This is a genomic window from Arthrobacter sp. 01T419 (assembly GCF_056398865.1).
Genome location: NZ_JBFTQF010000019.1, coordinates 57,309 through 81,745, shown reverse-complemented (window position 1 = coordinate 81,745; position 24,437 = coordinate 57,309). Strand labels below are relative to the sequence as shown.

The 24,437-nt window shown below is 63.2% G+C and carries 20 protein-coding genes; 10 read left to right on the top strand and 10 right to left on the bottom strand.

Features of this window, described 5'->3' with window-relative positions; translation table 11 throughout:
* Positions 1-4 precede the first annotated feature (4 nt).
* Positions 5-601, bottom strand: a complete 597-nt coding sequence (locus AC1DLO_RS20645) for a sulfite oxidase-like oxidoreductase (protein ID WP_476891496.1) — start codon at positions 599-601, stop codon at positions 5-7.
* A gap of 385 nt (positions 602-986) precedes the next feature.
* Entirely contained in the window at positions 987-1,967 is a 981-nt protein-coding gene (locus tag AC1DLO_RS20640; RefSeq protein WP_476891495.1) for a CapA family protein, read from the bottom strand.
* A gap of 252 nt (positions 1,968-2,219) precedes the next feature.
* On the opposite strand from AC1DLO_RS20640, the gene AC1DLO_RS20635 reads away from it, so the two are divergent.
* Positions 2,220-3,527, top strand: coding sequence for a phosphoribosyltransferase family protein (locus AC1DLO_RS20635; protein ID WP_476891494.1), 1,308 nt, complete (start codon positions 2,220-2,222; stop codon positions 3,525-3,527).
* 355 nt (positions 3,528-3,882) lie between these two features.
* Here AC1DLO_RS20635 and AC1DLO_RS20630 read toward each other — a convergent pair whose 3' ends face one another.
* On the bottom strand, positions 3,883-4,731 hold the full coding sequence (locus AC1DLO_RS20630; protein WP_476891493.1) for a DeoR/GlpR family DNA-binding transcription regulator: 849 nt from the start codon (positions 4,729-4,731) through the stop codon (positions 3,883-3,885).
* A gap of 254 nt (positions 4,732-4,985) precedes the next feature.
* On the opposite strand from AC1DLO_RS20630, the gene AC1DLO_RS20625 reads away from it, so the two are divergent.
* The 6 genes from AC1DLO_RS20625 to AC1DLO_RS20600 all read left to right on the top strand — a co-directional run bounded on the left by AC1DLO_RS20625 (position 4,986) and on the right by AC1DLO_RS20600 (position 11,271).
* A complete protein-coding gene (locus tag AC1DLO_RS20625) occupies positions 4,986-6,275 on the top strand; it encodes an ABC transporter substrate-binding protein (protein WP_476891492.1) in 1,290 nt (429 codons plus the stop codon).
* A 65-nt stretch (positions 6,276-6,340) separates the two neighbouring features.
* Positions 6,341-7,294, top strand: a complete 954-nt coding sequence (locus tag AC1DLO_RS20620; RefSeq protein WP_476891491.1) for a carbohydrate ABC transporter permease — start codon at positions 6,341-6,343, stop codon at positions 7,292-7,294.
* Position 7,295: 1 nt separating this feature from the next.
* Positions 7,296-8,189, top strand: a complete 894-nt coding sequence (locus AC1DLO_RS20615; protein WP_184734699.1) for a carbohydrate ABC transporter permease — start codon at positions 7,296-7,298, stop codon at positions 8,187-8,189.
* 40 nt (positions 8,190-8,229) lie between these two features.
* Positions 8,230-9,093, top strand: coding sequence for a ketose-bisphosphate aldolase (locus AC1DLO_RS20610; protein ID WP_476891490.1), 864 nt, complete (start codon positions 8,230-8,232; stop codon positions 9,091-9,093).
* Position 9,094: 1 nt separating this feature from the next.
* Entirely contained in the window at positions 9,095-10,285 is a 1,191-nt protein-coding gene (locus AC1DLO_RS20605) for an ADP-dependent glucokinase/phosphofructokinase (protein WP_476914588.1), read from the top strand.
* Complete coding sequence (locus AC1DLO_RS20600) at positions 10,282-11,271, top strand: class I mannose-6-phosphate isomerase (protein WP_476891488.1); 990 nt, start codon at positions 10,282-10,284, stop codon at positions 11,269-11,271. Before AC1DLO_RS20605 ends, AC1DLO_RS20600 begins: the two co-directional genes overlap by 4 nt.
* A 107-nt stretch (positions 11,272-11,378) precedes the next feature.
* Here AC1DLO_RS20600 and AC1DLO_RS20595 read toward each other — a convergent pair whose 3' ends face one another.
* Complete coding sequence (locus AC1DLO_RS20595; RefSeq protein WP_476891487.1) at positions 11,379-16,238, bottom strand: NAD-glutamate dehydrogenase; 4,860 nt, start codon at positions 16,236-16,238, stop codon at positions 11,379-11,381.
* 227 nt (positions 16,239-16,465) lie between these two features.
* Between AC1DLO_RS20595 and AC1DLO_RS20590 the strand changes: the two genes are divergently transcribed.
* Positions 16,466-17,389 carry a 5'-3' exonuclease gene (locus AC1DLO_RS20590; protein WP_476891507.1) on the top strand — a complete coding sequence of 308 codons (924 nt, stop codon included), beginning with the start codon at positions 16,466-16,468 and terminating at the stop codon, positions 17,387-17,389.
* A 42-nt stretch (positions 17,390-17,431) separates the two neighbouring features.
* On the opposite strand, the gene AC1DLO_RS20585 is transcribed toward AC1DLO_RS20590, so the two are convergent.
* From AC1DLO_RS20585 to AC1DLO_RS20570, 4 genes are all read right to left on the bottom strand, one after another.
* Positions 17,432-18,523 carry a hypothetical protein gene (locus AC1DLO_RS20585; RefSeq protein WP_476891486.1) on the bottom strand — a complete coding sequence of 364 codons (1,092 nt, stop codon included), beginning with the start codon at positions 18,521-18,523 and terminating at the stop codon, positions 17,432-17,434.
* Between the two features lie 70 nt (positions 18,524-18,593).
* Positions 18,594-18,968 carry a hypothetical protein gene (locus AC1DLO_RS20580; RefSeq protein ID WP_476891485.1) on the bottom strand — a complete coding sequence of 125 codons (375 nt, stop codon included), beginning with the start codon at positions 18,966-18,968 and terminating at the stop codon, positions 18,594-18,596.
* A gap of 40 nt (positions 18,969-19,008) precedes the next feature.
* Positions 19,009-19,449 (bottom strand): J domain-containing protein, encoded by a 441-nt coding sequence (locus AC1DLO_RS20575; RefSeq protein WP_476891484.1) that lies wholly within the window; start codon positions 19,447-19,449, stop codon positions 19,009-19,011.
* A 193-nt stretch (positions 19,450-19,642) separates the two neighbouring features.
* The gene (locus tag AC1DLO_RS20570; RefSeq protein ID WP_476891483.1) at positions 19,643-20,068 is read right to left on the bottom strand and encodes an Hsp20/alpha crystallin family protein; all 426 of its coding nucleotides are present in this window, start codon (positions 20,066-20,068) and stop codon (positions 19,643-19,645) included.
* 135 nt (positions 20,069-20,203) lie between these two features.
* Between AC1DLO_RS20570 and AC1DLO_RS20565 the strand changes: the two genes are divergently transcribed.
* Positions 20,204-20,569, top strand: coding sequence for a MerR family transcriptional regulator (locus tag AC1DLO_RS20565; RefSeq protein ID WP_476891482.1), 366 nt, complete (start codon positions 20,204-20,206; stop codon positions 20,567-20,569).
* Between the two features lie 173 nt (positions 20,570-20,742).
* Here AC1DLO_RS20565 and AC1DLO_RS20560 read toward each other — a convergent pair whose 3' ends face one another.
* Together AC1DLO_RS20560 and AC1DLO_RS20555 are read right to left on the bottom strand one after the other, a co-directional pair.
* On the bottom strand, positions 20,743-21,774 hold the full coding sequence (locus tag AC1DLO_RS20560) for an aldo/keto reductase (RefSeq protein WP_476891481.1): 1,032 nt from the start codon (positions 21,772-21,774) through the stop codon (positions 20,743-20,745).
* 34 nt (positions 21,775-21,808) lie between these two features.
* Entirely contained in the window at positions 21,809-22,693 is an 885-nt protein-coding gene (locus tag AC1DLO_RS20555) for an aldo/keto reductase (protein WP_476891480.1), read from the bottom strand.
* 613 nt (positions 22,694-23,306) lie between these two features.
* On the opposite strand from AC1DLO_RS20555, the gene AC1DLO_RS20550 reads away from it, so the two are divergent.
* On the top strand, positions 23,307-24,332 hold the full coding sequence (locus tag AC1DLO_RS20550) for a LacI family DNA-binding transcriptional regulator (protein WP_184734724.1): 1,026 nt from the start codon (positions 23,307-23,309) through the stop codon (positions 24,330-24,332).
* Positions 24,333-24,437 lie beyond the last annotated feature (105 nt).

The following is a 24,437-nucleotide window of genomic DNA, read 5'->3' as shown; positions in this document are numbered from 1 at the left end:
CGCCTCATGAGTAGCGCTCCTCCCGCCACGGGTCGCCGTGGGTGTGGTAGCCATTGGATTCCCAGAAACCAGGATCATCATCCTGCGTCAACTCGATACCATTGATCCACTTTGCGCTCTTCCAAAAGTACAGATGCGGCACAAGGAGACGGGCAGGTCCGCCGTGTGCGCGCTCAAGCGGCTCACCGTCGAACTCCCAAGCCACCCACGCCCGGCCGCCAAGAAGGTCCGGGAGGGGCAGGTTGGTGGTGTATCCGCCGTAGGAGTGAGCCATCGTGAACCCGCAGCTTGTTTCCACGTTCTCAAAAAGAGTGTCCAGGGACACTCCCCGCCACGAGGTGCCCAACTTGGACCAACTGGTCACGCAATGGATATCCGTATCGATGTCCATCTGGGGCAACGCCATGAATGCATCCCAAGACCACGCATGACGCTGCCCGGCCTCAGTGGTGATGAAGAATTCCCACTCTTCAATGGGGATCCGGGGCGCGGGGCCGGCCGTAAGGACCGGGAAGCCGCCGGTCTCGTATTGGCCCGGTGGCAACGCTGGATTACCGCTCTGCCGTCTTCCATGAAATCCAGACGAAATGATGCCCACCATGTACCTCCGACGCGGAGACTCAAGCCGATTATGCAGTTCCCCCACGATAGGGCAACGGCCGGACGGGGTCTAGACACCGACGGGACTCATCTATAGTGCTCGCGAAACGGGGTGCGTGCCTCATGTGGGAAACGCTCGCGAAATCAGCGGGCCGCMACGGGCACGGCGGTGACGATGAGTGATGGACCTGTCGTTGCGAACGCTTAGGGATGTCTCGAAGAAGGACGCCACCGATTATACGAAGTTATCGAAGACGGCCAAGGGCCTGATTTTGGATGAACTCGTGGATGTTGCCGGGGTGGTCCCGGGCCAACGCCCGGCGGGCGCTGGCGGAGAGAACGGGCGGGAACCCGGCATGATTCAGGCGCTAGCAGCAATTCCACGGTCATGAGACCGCGGCGATCGGTATTTCCAAGACTTTGTCACCCTCGATCCACGTGCTCCGGGTGCCGAACTGCCTGCTCAGCCGTTGCATCCGCTCAGCGATTCTCCCTGCGTTTCGGCTCGCCAGCCGGGTTTGTAGGCGGGCGATGTTCGTCGGATGCAGGCACAGCATGCGAGGTACGTTTCCTTCTGTTTTTAGGAGGAAGACGAATGACTGATCGTTGCGTTCATCCGGGTCAACGGCATAATCATCCACAAAGTCGCCGGCGCTGTAGACAATGGGCCGGCCCCTGTAGATTTCGATGCCGCGGAAGATGTGGGCCGAATGCCCGAACACGACGTCGGCCCCCGCGTCTATCAATGCCCGGGCCAAACTCTGATGCGCGGGCGGGACCGTGGACCCCCAATTGGCGCCCCAGTGTGCCGAAACGACCAGCAGTTGGTTGTAGTCTTTCGTCCGACGGACCATGTCCAGCAATTCCTTCACCCGGCCGTCACCAGTGTCCACAGGGACATAGTGGATTTCCGGAGTTCGGGCGGTTGCCTCCCAGCCCGGTTCATTATCGGTGAAAGCAATAAAGCCGACCGCAGTTGCTCCCATCCACCGGGCCACCGGTCGGCGGGCAGATTCCAGGTCTATCCCTGCCCCGGCGTACAGGATCCCGTGCTCATCGAGTGCCGGCAGCATTTCCAATAGCGCATCGACTCCATAGTCGAACACATGGTTGTTGGCCAGCGAGACCACGTCGATCGCCGCGGAGCGAAGGCTCTCCACGTTCTTGGCATCGGAGCGGAAGTGATACATCTTGCCGGCCGCAGGCGTTCCGTCGTCCGCGAGAACGCATTCTAAATTGGCGAATCGGATGTCAGCCTGCCGGAGGACCGGGAGGGTATCGCCCCAGGGATAGTCCGGAGCTGCCACCTTGAGCTGGTCGTTAACCAGCCGGCCGAGCATGACATCTCCGAGGAGGGCAATCTGCATTCTCCACCTCCAACGTCGCAGGTCTTTGCTATCAGGATGGGCCGCTTCGCCGCCTGGTGCCAGTCAACCGACAGCCGCAATAACCGCCGTCGAACCCAAGTAGTCCCACTTCAGCAGTTCTTCGCGGAAAGGCCTCGCACGGTGTGGATTCGAGGGGGATAGTTGGATCAGGAGGCCGCCCCGCGTGTATTTTTTTGCTACCTTCCAGTCTGGACGTGGGAGTGCGGCAGCTTTGATGGGAACGTCGCGGCGATGGGGATTTTTCAGGACAGGGCTGACGCAGGGCGACAGTTGGGCCTGCGGCTGGTGTATCTGCGTGGCCAGGAAACAGTCATCCTGGGGGTGCCACGCGGCGGGGTTCCGGTCGCCTTTGAGGTTGCAGCGGCCCTGGACGCGCCACTGGATGTGATCGTTGTGCGGAAGCTGGGAGTCCCGTCCGAGCCTGAACTCGCGATGGGCGCTATCGGGGAGGATGGCGCATATGCGCTCGAACGAAGCGTCCTCGCAGCCACAAGGGTCAAACGGGAAGAACTGCGGTCCGTTGAGCGGCGGGAGCGGGCTATCCTTGAGGACCGGGTGGCCCGATTTCGCGCTGGCCGGGGCCGCGTCGATCTGAAAGGCCGCATCGCCGTCGTCGTCGATGACGGAATCGCTACGGGGTCAACCGCCAGGGTGGCATGCCGCATTGCACGGAACTTGGGGGCGGCCAAAGTGATCCTGGCCGTTCCTGTCGCTTCGGCCGACGTCCTCGCGAGATTGACGGAGCCTGACGAGGTGGTGTGCCTTGCTACGCCTCCGCGGCTTACGGCTGTCGGCCACCACTACCGTGATTTCTCACCGACGGGCGACGACGAGGTTTCGTGGCTGCTCGCCGCTGCTGCCGAGCGCTCGGAAAATGCCTCTTCAAGAGCAGGAGACCGTGGCCTCGATGAGGAAGTCCAGATCCCCTCTGACGGGTTGTGGCTTCAAGGACGCCTTCACTTGCCCGGATCGATTGCGGGAATGGTGGTGTTTGCTCATGGCAGCGGTAGCGGCCGCCACAGCCCGCGAAATAGATTCGTCGCCACAACGCTTCAGCGGGCTGGCCTGGGGACCTTGCTACTCGACCTGCTCACCCCAGGGGAGGAGCTCAATCGTGCCAATGTGTTCGACATCGAACTGCTGGCGCGCAGGCTGATCGCGGCGACTGGATGGCTCGGCGGAAGGCCGGACACGGCCTCATGCAGCGTGGGGTACTTCGGCGCGAGTACGGGTGCCGGCGCCGCGTTGTGGGCGGCGGCCGACCTGGGAGAGAGGATCGGCGCAGTCGTCTCGAGGGGAGGACGTCCGGATCTGGCGGGTGCGAGGCTTGCCTTTGTCCGCGCGCCGACGCTCTTGATTGTCGGCAGCGCGGATCACCGGGTGCTCGAACTCAACCGCAGGGCCCAAGACGTGATGGGCTGCCCCAACCGGTTGGAGCTTGTCCCGGGGGCCACGCACCTCTTCGAAGAACCCGGAACATTGGAGGCGGCGGCGATTCTCGCCATGGACTGGTTTGTTCAGTGCCTGCCGCACGGATAGGGCGGCGCGAGGAACCGACAGGCTTGCGTGGCGCGAGGAACCGACAGGCTTGCGTGGCGCGAGGAACCGACAGGCTTGCGTGGCGCGAGGAACCGACAGGCTTGCGTGGCGCGAGGAACCGACAGGCTTGCGTGGCGCGAGGAACCGACAGGCTTGCATGGGTCCATGGGTCCCTGGGTCCTCGAACGTGATCAAGCGACAGCGATCTTCCGGGCGCCGGCGTTGACGTCGGAATGGGAAAGCCTATCCGGGTGGGGGTGCAGATGCGGCCCGCCGGGCACTAAGCCCACCCACCCGGACCGGCACAAGATCGGCGGCCGCCGGGACCTCAACCCAGGAGCCGCTCATCCAGGGCTTACAGATCACGCTCCGGACCTGACTCCGGGGTAATGACGCGCACGCCACTGTCCCGAAATGCTGCTTCAAGCTCCTTAGGAGGGTGAGAGTCGGTGACGAAATAGTCTGCGCTATCGAGCAAGCCGACCTGAGCGAAGAGCTGCTTGTCGAACTTCGACGAGTCTGCCAGCACGGCAACTTGGGTGGCGCGGGACATCATCTCGCTCATCATGGCAGCTTCCCCGACATTGCTTGTGGTGTAGCCACCCTGCACTGACACCGCACCGATGGCGATGAGCGCCAAGTCGCAGCGAATGTCCAGATCGGCCCCGCCGGTTGCGATCCGCAGACTCGTCGGCCCCGTCGTTGCGAGAGTAGTCGCGCGGACGGAGCCGCCGAAGATGTACAGTTCTCGCCAGACTGCGGGGTCCAGCTCCGCTGGCACGAGTAGGTTGTTCGTGGCGACGGTTAGGTCCCGGTGGTTATGGAGTGCGCGCGCCACCGAAAGCATGGTTGTTCCGCCATTCATGATGATCCCGGTGCCGTCGCGAACGAGTTGAGCCGCAAGGGCGCCGATCCTTTCCTTCTCCGAAGCCTGCAGGCCGAGGCGCAGATCTACGGCCTTCTCGACTCGAGAACTCATCGCCACGCTGACCGCGCCGCCATAGGTACGCACGAGAAGGCCCTCGCTGTCCAGCTGGTCGAGGTCGCGGCGCACGGTGTCGATCGAGACACCGAAACGATCGGCCAGCGAACCTACGGTCACCTGGCCGACTTCGGTGACGTGCGCGACGAGCTGCGCCTTTCTACCCGCTGGGTGCCTGCGCGAACGCCCTTCGTCAATGGTCATGCTGTCTAACTCGCTCACGCTGCGATGCTAGCACCTGAACTGCCTCTCCCGAAGCAACTGCAGCAAAGAACTGCAGAAGTGTTGCACAACGGGGTGATTGATCGTTCTTCAGGTCGCACCTGGCGATATGAGCAGGAGAAGTTTGCCGTTCTTATCATCTTTAGTTAGCTTCTTTGCACTTCTATGCTTGCGTTTGCGGCATTTGCAGGACTAATGTGTCCTATATCACGCAGCGAATGCGCATGATTAGGCAATTACACGAAGGAGTGGACATGAGCACGAGGAGAGGCCGCCGCCCGCGGCTGCTCGCAGCGTTAGGCGTAACCGCCGTTGCTGCGCTCACAATGTCAGGTTGCAGTGGCTCGTCCTCTGGTGGTGCCAGTGCCACCGGCGATGTCACCCTCGAGTTCGCCCAGTGGTGGGAGCCAGAGCTCCCGCAGGGATCCCTGGCCAACCTGATTGACCAATTCCAGAAGGCGAACCCACACATCAAGGTGAAGCTCCTCAGCTCACCCTTTTCCTCAGACCAACAGCAGATGGTTGCCGACGCAGCCTCCGGACAGCTACCCGACGTCCTCGGCCTCGACGGTGCCTGGGTGAGCGATTTCGCCAAGCAGGGCGCGATCGCCGACCTCTCTCCGCTTCTGAAAGCTGACAATTTCTCTGAAGACCAGCTGGCAAGCGAGGTCAAGGTCAATGGCAAGGCCTACATGATCCCTGCGGTCAATTTCGTCTACCCCTTGTTCGTGAACAACGACCTGCTCAAGCAGGCCGGCCTAAGCAAGGCGCCGACCACCCGCACCGAGTTCCTCGACGCAGCCAAGAAGATCAGCGCCCTCGGCGGCAACGTCAAGGGTTGGGCCCTGCCACTCGACACCGCAGTCCCCAACGGCATCCAGAACGACGTCATGTCCTGGGTCTGGGCATCTGGTGGCAGCATGCTCAAGGACGGGGAACCTGACCTCACCAACGCCCAGGTCAAGAGCGGAGTCGACTACGTCAAGAGCCTCTACGACGCGAACGTTCTAGTCCCCGGCGCCCTGACCATGAAGGAACAGGACAAGGTCGAGAAGTTCACCAACGGCCAGGTCGGCATGGTGATCGACTCGCTCGCCCACATCAACCTGATCAAGAAGAACAACCCCAGCCTCAACTTCACGGTGGCAGCGCTGCCTTCCGAGGATGGCTACACCGGCAAGCGTGGCATCCCGTACGCATCGTGGGGTGTTGGCATCTCGAACAAGTCCGAGCACAAGGCGGAAGCGGCCAAGCTCGTCGAGTTCCTCATGAGCAAGGACACGAACGCTCAGCTGAGCAACCTTGCAAACGGCTTCCCGGGCAACAAGACGGCGACGCCCGACTTCAGCAAGAGCGATCCGCTGTTCAAGACGGCCTTCGACATCTACCAGGCCGGTTACCCGGCGAATGAGTTCACCGGCCTGCCGAAGGCCGACCAGCTGCAGCGCACGTTCGACGAGCAACTGCAGCGGACCCTCACCGGAAGCCAGAGCGTCGATCAGACGCTCAGCACCGTTCAATCCGCATGGAAATCCATCTTCTGACGTCGAAGATTCGACGGGGTCGTGCCGTCCAGCTTGCGGCACGACCCCACAAGGGAGTTTGAGACATGAATCTGTCTTCTACCAACGTCGAGGGACCCGGAAGGGTACGGCACGCCGTCGGCCCGCGGTCGACGAAGCGGGGCGCCTCCGGGGTGCGCGTCCACAAGCTCGTCCCGTTCGCCTTCGTCTCGCCGACCCTGGCCTTGATCACCTTGCTCACCGTGGTGCCGATCCTGATGGTTGCTGGCTACTCATTCATGGACAACGTGATCGTCGAACCGAACCCCGTGTTCGTTGGGTTCGCCAACTATGTGAAGGTGCTTACTGATCCTGCTTTCCTTGCGGCGCTCGGCAACACCTTCCTGTTCATCACGTTCAGCACAATCGTGCACTTGGTACTGGGTCTCGTCTTTGCCTTGCTGCTCAACACAACGCTGCTCGGCAACGTCACCAAGGCAATTTTCCGGGTGGTCTACATCCTCCCGTGGTTGTTCACCATCGCGGTGATCGCCGTCGTCTGGCGTCTCATGCTCGACCCCTCTGGTGTGGTGAACTACGTTCTCGGCACGCTTGGAGTCCAGGGCGCGAACTGGCTGTCCACACCCGAAACGGCATTGGGCTCCGTGACCTTCATCAACATCTGGTCCGGGTACCCGTTCTTCATGATCAGCCTCCTGGCTGCCCTCCAAGGCGTGCCAACCGTGCTACACGAGGCTGCACGCGTCGACGGGGCGGGCTGGTGGCAACGGTTCCGGTACGTGACACTGCCCCATATCCGCCCGGTGATTATCAGCATGGCCGTGCTCGACCTCATCTGGACGTCACAGCAGTTCGCCTTGATCTGGATGACCACGGGCGGGGGCCCACTCAACGCCACGGAGGTGCTCAGCACCTACACATACAAGCAGGCCTTCAGCAACTTCGATTTCTCGGCGGCCTCCGCGGCTGCGGTCGTCGTACTGCTGCTCACTATGGTCCTTGCCTTCTTCTACGTACGGCAGCAAAGGGTGCGTGATTGAGATGAGCAACTTGACTCTTCAGGGACGCAGGGACGAAAAGATCGACATCCCTCGCGGGCAGCGGGCCAGAAAGAAGACACTGCTCAAGGTGGGAGCCTTCGCGGCCTTGGTCCTCGGGGCTCTGTATGCGGGGCTGCCCGTGCTGTGGATGCTTTCCACCTCGTTCAAAGCGAATGGAGAGGTCTTCGCACTCCCACCGAAACTGATCACCTCCGGCTTCTCGCTGGACGCCTACACAGCGATCCTCACCGATCCGGCCCGGTTGCGGTTCTTCCTGAACAGCTACATTGTGGCCATTGCTGTGACTATGCTCACCCTTCTGGTCGCGATCCTCGCCGCGTACGGCTTCAGCCGTTACGAGTTCCCTGGCAAGCGGCTGATCAATGTCGTGATCGTCTCCGTGCAAGCCGTTCCACCGATCACGCTGGTGATCCCGTATTTCGGCCTGATGGTTGCACTCGGCCTCTACAACACCTATCCCGGCCTGATCCTCACCCACATGGTGTTCACGCTCCCTTACGCGATCATCATGATGACTGCGTACTTCAACACCCTGCCTCGCGAACTCGATGAAGCAGCCAAGGTGGACGGCGCGAACGCTTGGACCGCCCTGTGGCGAGTGCTCGTGCCCATCTCGATACCGGGAATCGTCGCAGTCGGGGTGTACACATTCATGATCTCGTGGAATGAGTTCCTCTTTGCACTGACCTTGACCCGCACCGACGCCATGCGGACCGTGCCGATCGGCATTCAATTGCTGATGGGCCAGCATTCCTTTGAGTGGAACCAGATGATGGCGATGAGCATCCTGGGGTCGATCCCAGTGCTCCTGCTCTTCCTTCTGTTCCAGCGGAGCTTCATCGGCGGACTCACCTCCGGCGCAGTCAAAGACTGACGCCTCGAAAACCTTAACCCAACACAAGGAGATATACACCATGCTCGTCGACGGAAAAACCATTCTGGACGTCGCCAACCAGAACAACTTTGCCATCCCGGCCTTCAACATCAGCGACTGGGCGATGTTTCTTGGCGTCATGGACATCAGCGAGGAGAAGGAAGCCCCCGTCATCATCGCCATCCACCCGGATGAGGTTGCGCATATCACGACCGACCTCATCGCCGCGATCCGCGTGCGCGCTCACCGGTCGAGCGTGCCGGTCGCGATCCACTGGGACCACGGCGGCACTTATGAGCAGATCATCACCGCGATCCAGGCGGGCTTCACCTCGGTGATGATCGATGCGTCGATGCTTCCGTTCGAGGAAAACGTTGCTCTCACTCGCAAGGTTGTGGAGGCGGCGCACGCCGTAGGCATTCAGGTCGAGGGCGAACTCGGCACGATCGGCGCGAACGACAGCTACGGCGAGTCCGGAGCGGTCGAGATCATCTACACCAACGTCGACGACGCGGTGCGTTTTGTCGAGGAAACTGGTGTCGACAGCCTCGCGATCGCGATCGGGACGTCGCACGGCCTGTACCCGGCCGAAAAGAAGCCCGAGTTGCGCCACGACCTGCTCGAGCAGATCAAGGCGGCGGTGGGCATCCCGCTCGTGCTGCACGGCGGATCCGGCAACCCCGATGCGGAGTTGGCCCGTGCGGTCTCGCTTGGCATCAATAAGATCAACATCTCCAGCGACATCAAGGTCAGCTACCATAACCGCATGCGCGAGATCCTCGGCACAGACGAGCGTCTGCGTGAGCCGAACAGCATCCAGCCCCCCTGCATCGAGGCCATGAAGATCACAGCGGCTCAGAAGATCGACCTGTTCAACGCAGCCGGCAAGGCAAAGCTGTACTGACATGACTTCTACGATTGTGCTCGGGCTCGGCAGCAGCGTGGACTATGAAATCGTGTGGTCCTCCCAGCTGATCGAGCACCTCGTGCAGCACTACGGCATCACCGTCGCGGAGCTAACAGGTGCAACGGAGATCACAGACGAGCGCAGCCTCGTGGTCTCGGTGCTCGGACACTTTCGGCTGGGCGTCGGGGGAGAGCGGTATGTCGCCTCCCCCGACGTCCTGGAAGCATTCGCCGCCAAATGCGAGCGCAAAGTCACACTAGGTGGAACGGCAGTCAGGGCAGGCCTTGCCCTGTCCCAGCTGAACGTTCCGGTGACGCTGCACCTTGTCGGAATCAACGACCACTTCCGGGAACTGCTGCCCTCTACATGCGCATGGATCACGAGCGCCGATCACGACTCGACGGAACCTCACCTGATTGTGCAGTGGAACGAGGGCGCCAGGGTCCGCGTTGGCGAGACGGAGCTCATTGCACCTTTCCCGAACCGGCTGATATATGTGAATGACCAGCCCAACGCCGAAATGCTCCTGAGCCCTGACCTTCCTCGGGTGTTGTCGAAGTCCAGTATCTTCCTGATCTCGGGCCTGAACGCGATGCAAGACGCTCACATCCTGCACGTTCGGCTCAAGGAAATCCGCCGGGCAATGGACGCCCTGCCCGAGGAGGCGTTCGTCTACTACGAGGACGCCGGTTTCCACGTTCAGACCTTCAGCGCCCAAGTCCGCGAAGCCCTCCTTGACCGCATCGACGTCTATGGAATGAACGAAGACGAGATGCAAGCGCACCTCGGACGGGAGATCGATCTCCTGGACCCCGATTCCATTCGTCACGCCCTCGAAGACCTCGCCACCATCATTCCCGCCCGGACACTGGTTATCCACACAAAGTACTGGGTACTTGCGTGTGGATTCCAGCCCGAGCACTACGCGTCCGCATTGGAGGGCGGGGTGGCAATGGCCAGCACCCGCTACCGGTACGGAGACAACTTCACCCGCAGTCAGTACGCACAGTCAGCAGAATGGCCCGTAAACCAGGACGGGGCCGCTGTGTCGGCCGCTTTGTCCGGCCCCGGACTGAACGCCATTCCGACCAAGGCGCTGAGTGTGCCAATGCCCACCACCGTAGGGCTCGGGGACTCGTTCGTCGGTGGATTCCTCGGCGCCCTCACCAGAAATGGAGCCAAGGTTTGAATTTGATCGTTTTGCCGTCCAATCGGCCTCCCAACCGCTTCTATCGGGGCGGCCGCCGGATCACCGACTTCCGAGGCGAGCCACCGGCTCCCAGCCATGAACCGGAGGACTGGATTGCTTCCACGACGTCAGTGTTCGGTGAACCGGGCGTTGGCGTGACGGCACTGCCGAACGGCGTCCCCATGCCGACGGCGATTGGCCAGGACCCGGAGGCGTGGCTCGGCAAAGACCACGTCGCCGCCTTCGGGTCTGACACAAAGCTGCTGGTCAAGCTTCTCGACGCCGGCCAGCGCCTGCCCGTCCACGCGCACCCAGACGGAGACTTCGCCTCGAAACACTTGGGACATGCGCACGGCAAAGCCGAGGCATGGTACATCCTCAACGGAGGCACGGTGTATCTCGGGCTTCGCCAGGATGTGTCATCCCTTGAGCTGAGAGGCTTGCTCGAGCGCCAGGATTCCGAGGGACTGCTGGACCTCCTGAACCCTGTGGACGTCTCGCCCGGAGACGTCGTCTACGTTCCGCCAGGGGAGCTGCACGCAATCGGCGAGGGCGTATTCCTGCTAGAGGTTCAGGAGCCGGAGGACCTGTCCATCCTCTTGGAATGGCGGGACTTCCAGCTGGACGGATTCCGCGACGGCCATCTTGGATTGGGCTTCGATCTGGCGCTGAGAGCCGTCTCGCACCGCGGGCTTGGCAAGAAGGAGCTTGAGGAACTCATTCTCAGACCTTCGAAGTCGGGATCGGTGCTGCCTCCGGCGGCGGACGAATACTTCCGCGTCGAGAGGATATTTGTTGATGGGCACCAAGTCATCGATCCAGGTTTCGCGGTCATCGTTGCCGTTCGGGGTGACGTCACGGCAACGGGGACTCCCGTGCCCGCAGGATCCACTGCGATAGCTCCCCATAGCATCGGCCCGATACCGTTCACAGGCCAAGGTGAGCTCCTCGTGTGCCGGCCCCCGAGGCCAGAGCACCGATCGTAACGCTGGTTGCCGGAGTCGGCGGCTCCGCCGGCCAGGACCACGGCCGCCCCCGACCTGAGTCAGAACGCCGTACCCGTTCGGCGCTGCGTGTGCCGAGCACCGCGAGTTCAGTTGCGCACAAGGTTCCTCAGCAGCTTGAGTGCGACGGAGATTGAATGGATGTCCACCGGACCGGGCTGGGTGACTTCGGCGAAGGTGTCCTTGATCCGCGCGAGCTGTTCTTGGTGCCCGCGTTCCCACTCCACGATCCGTTCCGTGGAGTCGGCTCGCATGGGACCGCTGCTACGTGTTGTCTTGAGAACCGAGATGGTCATGTCGGCCACGGCGGAATAGACATCGTCCCGCAGGGCAGCCCTGGCGAGGGTCTCCCATCGGTTCTGCACTGGAAGGTCGGTGATCCTCAGAAGCAACTTCAGCGCCCCGATGCGCTGGAATGCGGTGGAATAGAGGTCGGCAATTCGCTCCATGGGCTCATCGATCTGCTCCGCAATGAGTGAGATATCCAACAAAGTGAAGCTCAGGACGACCTCAAACGCGCGTCCCGCAATGTCCGGCGGGATACCTATCGCCTCCCAGTGGGCCAGCAGGTCCTGCCCGAGGTCGATGTCGTCGCCGCGCAAATAGACCGCGGTTCGGTTCCGCCGGAGGTTCATGACCGGCATGATCCTGCCGAGTGCCTGTTCCACTGGCTGGTCCCGGTGGTCATGGGTCATGTACCACCGCGTTCCCCGGTCCAACATCCTGCGAACATACAAGGCCAGTTCTGCCGCGTGCTCGGCCTGCACGTCGGGCGGTGGTCCGCCCATCCAGTCCGCGATCCAGTGAAGATCAAAGGCCTCCCGCACTGCCACGAAGGCCCTAGCGAGAGCGGCCGCGCTCCCGGTGGTTTCCTCGATGGCCCGGAAGGCGAAGGTGATTCCTCCGAGGTCGATGATGTCGTTGGCGAGCACGGTGCAGATGATCTGCCGGCGCAAGGGGTGCGTTTGGAGTTCGGTTCCGAAGCGGTCCACGATCTGTGGAGGGAAGTAGCTGCGAAGGACCCGGTCGAACCATGGGTCGTCGGCGACGTCGCTTTCGTTCAGTTCCTTGGCGAGTGCGATCTTGGCGTAGGCGGCCAGTATGCATAGTTCGGGGGAAGTGAGCCCCTTGACGGCCTGAAGCCGGGCACGGAGTTGCTCCGTGGTGGGTAATGCCTCGCGAACCCGGTCCAGGTCGGTGGCTCTTTCCAGCCAGTCCATGGTGCGTTCGAAGCCCGGGCTCCAGTTGAGGTCGAAACCCGGGCTCCAGTTCTGTACCAGGGCGCGGTCGTTCACGAGCAGGACGTTCTGGTCGCGGCTGTTCTGCAGCACCAGGCGTGCGACGTCGTCGCTGAGCGAGTACAGGAAGCCGGCGCGTTCGCCGGCGGCCATTGTGCCTGCCGCGATCATGCGGTCGATGAAGATCTTGATGTTGACCTCGTGGTCGGAGCAGTCCACGCCGGCGGAGTTGTCGGTGGCGTCGGTGTTCAGCAGGACTCCGTTCAGGGCAGCCTCCACCCGTCCCCGTTGGGTCATCCCGAGGTTGCCGCCTTCGACCACGGTCCTTGCCCGGAGTTCGTTGCCGTTGATCCGGATCGGATCGTTGGCTTTGTCGCCCACCTCCGTGTTGGTTTCGGCGGAGGCCTTGACATAGGTTCCGATCCCGCCGTTGTACATGAGGTCCACCGGTGCCCGCAGGATCGCCTGGATCAGCTCGGGCGGGGTCATCGCCGTCGTCGGCGTCAGCCCCAGGGCCGAACGCACCTGCGGGCTGATGGTGATTGATTTGGCGGCGCGCGGCTGCACTCCGCCACCGGTGCTGATCAGACCGGGGTTGTAGTCGGACCAGGAGGAGCGGGGCAGATTGAAGAGGCGGCGTCGTTCCTCGAGGGAGGACGCCGCGTCGGGGGCGGGGTCCAGGAAGATGTGCCGGTGGTCGAAGGCGGCCACGAGCCGGATATGGTCCGAGAGGAGCATGCCGTTGCCGAACACGTCCCCGCTCATGTCGCCGATCCCGACGACGGTGAAGTCTTCGCGCTTGGAGTCGATCCCGAGTTCGCTGAGGTGCTGTTTCGCCGACTCCCAGGCGCCCCGGGCGGTGATGCCCATCTGCTTGTGGTCGTAGCCCACGGAGCCGCCTGACGCGAACGCGTCGCCGAGCCAGAAGCCGTACTCCTTGGCCACCTCGTTGGCGATGTCGGAGAACGCCGCGGTGCCTTTGTCGGCAGCCACCACGAGGTAGTAGTCGTCGTCGTCGTGCCGTACCACGTTCGGCGGCGGGACGACGCGCCCCACCTGGCCGCCTGCGCCGCGGGCGGCAGGGGAGACGGCGACGTCGGGCGGGGCCAGGTTGTCCGTGACATCGAGGAGCCCGCGGAGGAAGTCCTTGTAGCTCAGTATGCCTTCCGCGAGCCACGCTGCGCGGTCCGCTATGGGATCAGGCAGGTGCTTCGCGTAGAAGCCGCCTTTTGCGCCGGTCGGAACGATTACCGAGTTCTTGACGATCTGGACCTTGGCGAGCCCGAGGACTTCGGTGCGGAAATCTTCGCGCCGGTCCGACCATCTCAGGCCCCCGCGGGCCACCGGCCCGAAGCGAAGGTGCACGCCTTCGACCCGGGGCGAGTAGACCCAGATTTCGAACTTCGGACGTGGGTACGGGGCCCCGGGAAGGCGGGCGGGCTGGAGCTTGAAGCTCAAGTACGGCCGGTTGCGGTAGAAGTTTGTCCGTGTTGTTGCTTCGATGAGGTTCAGGAAGGTCCGCAGCAGGCGGTCAGCGTCCAGGGACGCGACGGCGTCGATCGCCTCGGCCACCGCTGTGCGGGCGGCCCTCATGTCCCGGAGCCGCTGTGTGATGCCCAGCCCTGGATGGAAGCGGGCTCGGAAGAGGCTCAGCAGCGCGTCGGTCGCCGTCGCGTTGGCCAGGAGCGAGTCCGCGATGAAGTCGTACGAGTTGGTGGTTCCCAGCTGTTGGAGGTATTTGGCGTAGCCGCGGAGGATCGCGACCTGCCGCCACTCCGTACCTTCCTGCAGGACCAAGGCCTCGAAGCGGTCTGATTCGGTGTCCCCGCGCATGGCCGCTCCGAACGCATCCGCGAGCAGGGAGCTGGTTTGAGTAGGATCCACGCCCGACGGGTACGTGACGCCCAGATCATAGAGAAACAACGGCAGAGTCTTGCCGCGCATGAGCTCGAAGGGGCGCTGGTTGAGTACCTGGAGGCCGAGGTTGTGCAGGAACGGCAGGATCTGCGTCAGGCTTCGGGCACGGGTGAGGTAGAGGCGAATCCGGGTGTCCTCGGCGTGCATGGCATCGGTACGGGCACGGACAGCCAGTACGGGGTCGTCCAGGGGTCGGCCGCCGGTGCCGTCCAGATCGTATTGTTCAAACTTCTCGATGTCTTCAATGGCGTCTGCGATCGAGAAGTCTGCGCGGTAGCTGGCAGGGAAGGCATCGCTCCAGAGCACGGACAGCCTTGTGGCTTGTTCGGTGGGCATGCGTTCGCGCAGGGCTTCGTCGAGTCCTTCGGCCCATGTCCGCGTGGCGTTGATGAGTGTCTGCTCCAGCGCAGTGGGGTCGATGGACTCTGGTTTTGCGCCGGTGGGCAGAAGGACGCGGAAGAAGATGCGCGCCATGTGGGATTCGGTGAGTCGGATCTCGGACTCAAGCGATGAGCCCTTCGAGGCATCTTTGAGCTCCTGTTCAATCCTGAGCCGCACGGCGGTGTTGTAGCGGCGGCGAGGAAGTAACATCAGGGCGGTCATGAAAGGGGCGTAGTTGTCGACGCGCACGAGCAGCTTTGTCTCATGGCTTTCGTGGACCCGCAGGATGTCGGCCGCCAGCCGGGTCAATTCGTCTTCCTCGATGTCGAACAATTCCGCGAGAGGGAAAGACTCAAGCGCGGCCAGCAGTTTCTTCTCGTCGCTTGACCCAGGAGCGAAGCCGAGCCGGTCACGCACGCTCGAAGCCTTGTCTCGGATCACCGGAATGCGGCCTACCGACTGATCCGCCGTTCCACTGGCGAAAACGCCCACAAACCTCCGCTCCCCGCCGACGACCCCGGTAGTACTGAACATCGGGAGGCGGATTTCGACCAGGTAGCAGGGTTCTGGAACCGAGGACCGAAGACCGGACGTGTGGAGCGCGAGTACCTGTGGTCCCCTCATCGCATACTCGTCTGAGTTGAGCGGGGAATCTTGCCTGCGCAGAAGGCCAAGGGCAGTGCCTGGACGGAGGCGAAGGGCCCGCTCATCCTTCCCTGCTGTCAACCCATATTCGGAGTATCCCAAGAAGATGAAGTTTCCCTGGTTGAGCCACTCCAGAAGCTCCCTGAGTTGTTCGGGTGACGGCACGCAACCGGGCGGGAAGGCAGTCAAAGAGTCGCGTGCAGCGGCCATCTGTTCCTGCAACGCAGGGGAGTCCTCGGTGACTGCACGGACATCGGCAAGAACCCCCTGGATATTCGCGATCACGTCCGCGCCGTTCGAGGCTCTCGGCAGCCGGCCAATTTCAACCGCAACCCAGGTCTCCCTGGCGCCGGAATCGGGCAACTCGGGGCCAAGTCCCGCGCGCTGCGGTGCCTGGCGGAGCTCGAGCAGCTCATGGGTTGCGGGATCCCGAAGGACCTGGAACGAGGGATGGACGAGCAGCCGGACCGTCGCTCCTTCGCGGGCAAGCTCCGCGGTCACGGCGTGAACCACCTGCAGTGCGCCTTCGGCCACCACGAACACCACGCTGGCATGTGGTTCGTTGAGGACATCCACCCGTGACGTCCCCGGAGGCAGCGCCGAGGCGAGCACAAGATGGTGCCGTGCCCGACGCTCCAAAGTTTCACCGGCGTAGGCGAGGAGCTCCTCAGGATCCACATGCCCGTAATAGTCCGCGAGGAAACGATCGTCCGCCTGGCCAGGCCCACTCGGTGCCGAGTGCTCCGCTGGCTCAGATTTTCCGGACATGCCTTACGCCTCCAACGCGCGGGACCGCCTCCATTTACGCCTCGGGAAATGGGATCCTCACGCCTGATTTCATGATGTCTCGCTCTTCTCGCGGCGTCCATAGGGGTGGAACAAACGCCCGGTAGGGCAGGGCCCTCGCTGGCTGTGCAACCGTGTACTTGCTGGATCCTGGATGATGACAATGGACAGGTCTGGGTGTGTGGATGTAAGGATCGGATATGCGCCTGATGCTCCTCGATACGGCCTCGCTCTACTTTCGCGCCTTCTTCGGCGTGCCCGATTCGATCCGCCGGGCCGATGGCACTCCGGTGAACGCGGTTCGCGGCTTGCTGGACATGATCGCGCGGCTCACTACCGACTATGGGGCGACGCATCTGGTGGCGTGCTGGGACGAGGACTGGCGTCCGCAGTGGCGGGTGGATCTCATCCCGACGTACAAGTCGCATCGGGTCGCGGAGGCGGTAGAGGGGGCTCCCGACGTCGAAGTGGTGCCGGACGGCCTGCAGGTGCAGGTTCCCATGATCCGTCGGGTGCTCGCCCTCGCGGGCATCGCCGTCGTCGGGGCTGCCGCGCATGAAGCGGACGACGTCATCGGCGCCTACGCGAGCCACGCGGAGCTTCCTGTCGACGTCGTGACGGGCGACCGCGATCTGTTCCAGGTGGTCGACGACGCCCGCCATGTCCGGGTCATCTACACGGCGAAAGGCATGCGGAACCTCGAGATCGTGACCGATGCGGTCGTCGTCGGCAAGTATCGCGTGTTGCCTGAACAGTACGCCGACTACGCGACGCTTCGCGGCGACTCCTCCGACGGGCTGCCGGGCGTCGCTGGAATCGGCGAAAAGACCGCGGCGTCGTTGCTGGCGACGTACGGGACCCTCGACGCGTTGCTCGCGGCCGCGATCGATCCAGGCAGCGGGCTGTCCGCGCCCGTGAGGTCGAAACTCACCGCCGCCGCCGATTACCTGGCGGTTGCGCCCGTTGTTGTGAAAGTCGTGCGCGACCTCGCACTGCCCACTCTCGACGAGGCCGGAGCGCTGTTGCATCCCGTCGTCGGCGACTCACGCGTTGAACTGGAACGTCTGGCGACCGACTGGAATCTCGGCGGCTCGGTGAAACGATTGCTCGAAGCTTTCGAACTCCGTCAATGAGAGGGACACCAGCTCTGTGAGATGATCGCCGCTGTCCACAAGTCAGCGGGCTAGTGGAACTGTAATGGTGCGTTCTGTGGCTCGCAGCTTGAGCGTGAGCGCGGCCAGCGCGAGCATTTCGAGCCAGGTCCATGCGAGCGTCCCGCCCCAAATTTCAGGGGAGAAGCTGAGCGCCCCGTCGTGGAGTGCCACGCCAGCAAAGTACGGGGCCCAGAACACGACCGGGGAGAGGCCTATCGCGGTCATGAGCCTTGCGTGACGGTCCGGAGTCGGTCGCACCATGGCCCACACCACACCAACGAGGACGGCACCGACGAGCGCCACCGGCACGAGCCAGGCGTCCCGCAGCGCGACCATGGTCTGCAGGGCTACGGAGGGGAGCAGCGCCATGGCCGCGGGCACCGCGGCGTGCAGGCGCCAACGCAGCGACAGCAAGAGGATTGGCATGAAGAGCGCGGCCGTTGAGACGAAGAACGATGCCAAAGAGACCATGATGCTCGACGACGTCGGAATTGTCACCGCGGGCTGCGCCCCGGCGGCGCCGCTGTAGGTCTGGATGAGCCCATGGCGCGCGAAGACCGCGAACTCCTGCAGGATGAACGCCGCAACCATGCCAGAGAGCATGGCGCTCACGACGGCGGGCACCAGCCGTTGCCATGACCGCTCGGGTGAGTGCCATGCTGCGGAGAACGGCGCGCTGAGGATGAGGAAGCCGCCGGTTGCGAGCCCCAGATGGGACGGGCTGAATAGCGCCTTGAGGCCTTGCTCAATGCCGAACACCGAATGCCAGGCGAAGTCGGCCGCCCCGGAGACGAGGAAGAGGAGGACCCCGGCTGCCGCGGCCCCGTAGCCGGCGGGGATCGCTTCCGTCCACCGTGTGCCGGGGGCGTGCCGGCGCCAGGTCAGGGCGGCGATCCAGAGGGCGCAGGCCGCGAAGCCTGAGTAGAGGATCGCGTGCCACGGAGTGAAGAACGTCTCCAGGTCGCGGAGGTTGTTGTGCGCCCAGCCGTCAACATAGGTTCCCGTGAGGAGCCAGACGCCGGCCGCGAGGGTGATGACATCTTCAACCGCAGTGGTGGGGCGGTGAACTGATGCCGGCGGAATCGCAAAGGCACGAGCTGCTCTGGCGTCCATAGCTCTACAGTAGGTCTCGCCGCCTAACGCGGCGAGAGGTTGGCACTTCCGCTTGGTCAGGGCGCACGTCTTAGGGCTGGGTTCCGTAGATGAATTCCTTGGCGTGCGCGACGGCTTTCCTGAATGCGTCGTTGCGGAGGGTGGCTTGCTCGGGGTTCTTGGGGTCGGTTTCGAGGTAGTTGGTGTAGCCGGGCCGGAGGATCCAGATATCGCCGGCCGGGGGCAGGTAGAACACGCCGAAGGATCGGTGCTGGGGGTCCTCGGTCCAGATGGGGACGACTGCGACCGCGGCTCCGGTGTCGGTGTTGATCCATTGGGCCCGCGGCATGGGTTGTTCGTGGGTTTCGGGGTCCAGGAACGGTGCTGTTCCTTTGCCCCACCGTTTTTCGAATCGTTCGTAGAACGCGGGCATCAACTGGCTATCGTAAGGGCGCCAGGCGCTCATGGAGGCTCCTTGGTTATTTGTGGTTTCGGGCGGCAGCCGGTCAGTGCGGGATCTGCCGGATCAACGTGTAGCCGGGCGGGGCAGACGCGCCCGGCAGCCACGCCTGCGGGGGGCGGGACTGTCCGGTGGGTTCCCAGTGCACCGGTCCGATCAGCAGCGAGGCGGCGGGAAACAGCGGGCCTTGCGGCCGTGCCAAGGCTTCCCGGGGCTGCGGCGGGGTTGGAGCGGGCCGCGGGTGGTCCCTGTCGTAGGCTGCCCGCTTTTCCGCGTTGCCGAGGATGGCGTAGGCATTCATGACGTCCTCCAGCTCCTTCTGCGATTCGGGCGCAGTCGGACCGGGTCCGGTGCCGTGTTCGCGGGCCGGCCGGGTGTCGGGGTGCCGGCTGCGCATGAGCGTGCGGTAGGCGCGGCCCACCTCACGCGCCGTGGCGGCGGGGCTGATGTGCAGGATCTGGTATGGGTCCGGGCTGTTGGTCTTCATGGCTGGTACTGGGTAGTCGGATGGGGCGGGGATGGTCCCCGGTCCGTTCGGCCGGGGACCATCGGTGCGGGAGTCATCCTTCGGGCCCCATCTCGGTGCGCTACCCGCGCGGTGGCGTGGTCTGTGGATCCATCGCCCTCATTCCACAACGAGCCCCTCCGGAGCTCCCGGTCCGGCAGGATCCAGGCCGGTCTCAGGCACTGATCTCCTGGCGCTGGTTCGCCGCAGTTTCGATCTCGATGCGGCGCGGCTTTGCCTTTTCCGCCACCGGGATCCGCAGGGTCAGGACCCCGCCGTCGTAGCTTGCCTTGACGCCGTTGGTGTCCAGCGCGTCGCCGAGGATGAGCTGGCGGCTGAAGACGCCGCGGGGGCGTTCGGAGGCGATAAGTTCCGTATCCTCGCCGACGAGGTCCGGGCGTTCGGCTTTGACGGTCAGCACGTTTTGTTCGACGTCGATGTCCACCGAGTCAACGGTGACCCCGGGAAGGTCGAAGGCGACCACGAAGTCGTCCCCTTCCCGCCAGGCGTCCATCGGCATTGCCGCGGGCCGTGCCGTGGTGCCAAGTACCTGCTGGGCCAGTCGGTCGAATTCGCGGAACGGATCCGTTCGCATCAGCATGGTGTGTCACTCCTTGCAGATCGCAGCTTACTTCCTTGTAAACCCAGCCGATCTATATCGGCTGATGTATATTTTTTATAGCACTGGGCAGGAAGCTGAGCAAGCGGAAATTGGCGTAGATTTTGGAGGTACCCGATGGTGCTGGCTGAGAATCGGGGGCGGGGTGTCTACGCGATTTCCGTCGCGGCCGAGTTGGTGGGTATGGGGCAACAGAATCTCCGTCTCTACGAACGCAAAGGCTTGCTGGAACCGGGCCGGACCCTTGGTGGGACCCGCCAGTACAGCGAGAACGATCTCGTGACATTGCGCCGGATCGGAGAACTGCTGGACTTGGGCTTGAACCTGGCCGGTATACGGATGGTCCTAGTTCTGGAAGCCGATAACCGACGCCTGGAGAAGGATCTCACGGAGGCCCGGTCCACGGCCCCGATCTGGGGCGACGAGCCCGAACCCTCGGGGATTCCGATGAGATGGCCAACGCCGCCGCAACCGGCCTCATGAGGAAATCTCCAATCGCGCGGGCGGGGTCACCCGCCGGGTTTGACTGCGAAGCCGGCGGTCAGAGCGGCCAACCCGAGCTCAAACTCCTTCTCGCCGGCGACCGCGAACGGGCTCCTGAATGAATTGATGTTCCGTGGGTTACTGATGTCCAGGCTCAACATCGCGTTCGGACCCTACCTGGCGGCCTGTTTCCGCCGCCGTGCTTGCGCCGTGAGTTCGTGGGCTCCGTAGCTGTTGTCGTCCGGGTTGACGGTGACGCCTGGTGCGACGAGCTGGTCGATGCGGTCCAGCACGTCGGTGCCCAGTTGGATGTCCGCGGCGGGCAGGTAGGACTCGAGCTGTTCCATGGTGCGCGGTCCGACGATGGCGGCGGTGACGCCTGGGTGGTTGATCACGAACGCAATGGCCAGCTCGATGAGCGTCATACCGGCCGGTTCGGCGAGCTGGGCGAGTTCTTCGACCATGTCGAGTTTGCGCTGGTTGGCCGGGCTTGTCATGTCGAAGCGGGCGTTCGGACGCGCGGATGAGGTAGGTGTGGAGGCGGAGTCTTTGCGCCAGCGTCCGGAGAGCCAGCCGCCGCTGAGCGGGCTGTAGGTGAGGGTTCCCATGCCGTGGCGTTGCACTGTGGGGAGGATGTCTTCTTCGATGCCGCGGACGAGGATCGAATACGGCGGCTGTTCGGTGACGAACCGCTCAAGGTTCCGTTCCCGGGATGCACATTGGGCTTCCACGATCTGGGATCCGGAGTAGGACGAGGAACCGATGTAGCGGACCTTGCCTTGGCGGACGAGGTCGGTGAGGGCGCCGAGGGTTTCCTCGACGTCGGTGTCGGGGCTGGGCCGGTGGACTTGGTAGAGGTCGATGTAGTCGGTGTTGAGCCGGCGAAGGGAGTCTTCGACCGCCCGCATGATCCAGCGGCGGGAGCCGCCGCGCTGGTTGGGGTCCTCGCTCATGGGCATGAAGAACTTCGTGGCAAGGAACACCTCATCACGCCGCCCGTCCAGTGCCTGCCCGACGATTTCCTCGGATACGCCGCCGGAGTAGACGTCGGCGGTGTCGATGAAGTTGATACCGGCGTCGAGGGCGCGGTGGATGATGCGGGTGGAGTCGGCGGTGTCGCTGTTGCCCCAGGGACCGAACATCATCGTGCCCAGGCATAAGGGGCTGAGCTGCACGCCGGTGCGGCCGAGGGATCTGTATTCCATGCTGTTCCTTCTCTCTGACTTGGGTCTTGGGGTCTTAGGCCTCGGGGATGACCATGGCAAAGCGCTCCGGCCGGGCTTGGTCCGGGTCCGGACCGTTGCGATTGCCGGTGTCGAGCGCGTCGATGGCGGCTAGTTCAGCGGCACCGAGTTCGAAATCGAACACCTCGAAGTTCTCGGCGATGCGTGCCGGGTTCGTCGATTTCGGGATGGCCGAGCGGCCCTGCTGCAGGTGCCAGCGGAGCATGACCTGCGCTGGACTCTTGCCATGGGCCCGTGCGATGGCGGTGATGGTCGGGTCTTCCATGACGTTCCGGCGGTCCTCGCCGCCCCACCCGGGGTAGAAGGTGATCCCTCCGATCGGTGACCAGGCCTGGGTGAGGATCCCGTGCCCGGCGTCGGTGGCCTGGACGTCCGGCTGCGTGAAGTAGGGGTGCAGTTCGATCTGGTTCACGGCCGGCACGATGTTGGTCGAGGCCAGCAGCCGCTCGAGGTGGTGGGGCATGAAGTTGCTGACGCCGATCGCCCGCACGCGCCCGTCGGCGAGCAGGGTTTCCAGCGCCTTGTATGCGGCAATGGTTTTCTCGAAGCGGTCGGGTGCGGGCTGGTGCAGGATGAGCAGGTCAAGGTAGTCGACGCCGAGCTTGCCCGTCGCCTTGTCCCAGGCGTGCAGGGTCTGGTCGTAGCCGTAGTCGCTGACCCAGACCTTGGTCTCGATGAATACCTCGGAACGGTCCAGGCCCGAGCTGCGGATGCCTTCGCCGACTTCCCGCTCGTTGCCGTAGGCAGCGGCGGTGTCGATGTGCCGATAGCCGGTCGTCAGCGCGGCCTCGACGGCCGCCGTCGTCTGCTCCGGGGCACTTTGGAAGACGCCCAGGCCAAGGGCGGGCATTGTGACGCCGTTATTGAGAGTAAGTTCCATGTCCATGCCTTTCACGGTATTCAAGTGTTCGGGGTTGTGGGAGGGCACGTCAGTACCCCCTTGACGTGGAAGCGTTGCTGGTTCAGCGGGCTTCTTGGACCTGCGGCGCAGGTTCAGGTTTCATGCTTCAACGCACCGTGATTCCTTAGGGGCCGGGAGTCAGGGGCTTTCCGGGTAACGCCAGTGCAGCGGCCGCAGTCAAGGAGAAAAAATGAACAACCGTCCCTCCACTGTCCTGATCGTCGGCGCCATAGGCAGCATCGGCCGCCATGCCGTGGCAGAGGCGTCAAGCCAGGGTTAGCCCGTGCGCTCGTGCGCGACCAGGCTCGCGACTCCCGCCTCCTTCCGAGGGAGTCGAGGGTATCGTGTTCACCCACGGATCCACCACCACCAACCCGACGTGCGGACAAGAATTCCAAAACGGTCGACCCGAGCGCGGCATTGTTGCCGAAGGATTCAAGAGCACCTCGACCTCTTAATCCGCCCGTCTACTGGAATCGCTCGGACTGACCAAACGATGTTGGACCTCGTCGGGTAGTTGACATGAAAAACCGTTTTAGCTAATGTGACTTGCACAACAAAGTGAAAAAACGTTTTGCAAAGGGGCAGGGCCGTGGGAAGAGTGGGCATCCGCGACGTAGCGAAAGCCGCACAGGTTTCAGTAACGACTGTGTCGCACGCTCTCAATGACCGGCGAGGCTCTCGCATCAGCGCCGCGACAAAGGAACACGTTCGCGCGGTCGCCGAAGACCTTGGGTACGCGCCGAACCGGCTGGCGAGCGGGCTGCGGAACAACCGCTCCTACTTGATCGGGTTGGTCAGTGACGAGATTGCGACGACTCCTTTTGCAGGCGACATGATTCTGGGGGCCCAGGATGCCGCCTATGAGCGGGGGTGCCTGCTCATGATGCTTGACGCCGGTGGCGACGGCGAGCTGGAAAAGCGCCAGGTCAGCACGCTGCTCCAACATCAGGTTGATGGCATCGTCTACGCGAGGATGTACCACCAGCGGATCGGGCTCCCGGTTGAACTGGCCGGCGTGCCGACCGTCCTCCTCGACGCCGTTTCAGCGGACGAGAAGGTGTCCTCGGTGATTCCGGATGAAGTGGAAGCCGCGCGGCTCGCCGTACGTTCCCTGGTTGCCGCCGGGCACCGGCACATCGGGTTCATCAACAATCTCGATGACATTCCTGCCACCCACGGCCGCCTCCTGGGCTACCAAGAGGCTTTGAAAGAGAGCGGGATCGAATTTGATCCGGCACTGGTTGTCGCTGGAGTGCCCGAGACCAACGGGGGCAGGGCGGCCGCAATGGACGTGCTGTCCGGGCCTTCGAGGCCCACGGCCTTGTTTTGCTTCAATGACCAGATGGCCATGGGCGCATACCAAGCCGCAGGTTCCCTGGGCCTGGAGATCCCTCGGGATCTATCAGTCATTGGAATTGACAATCTCGAATTGATCGCTGCAGCCCTGTGGCCTGGCCTAACAACCATGGCACTGCCTCACTATGACATGGGGCGCTGGGCCGTGAAACAGCTCCTGAACGAGATCGAAAAGCCGGACGACGTCGAACCTGTCCAGATGATGTTCGACTGCCCGCTGGTCCAGCGCGGGTCAGTCGCACCGCCACTGCAGATCTGAAGCAGCGGCACACGCAAGTAACCTCCCTCCGCACGAAAAGGGGAGCATGGCCGCTGCAACGGCCACGCTCCCTGGGCGGAACCAAACCATCAACGCACGAATCCA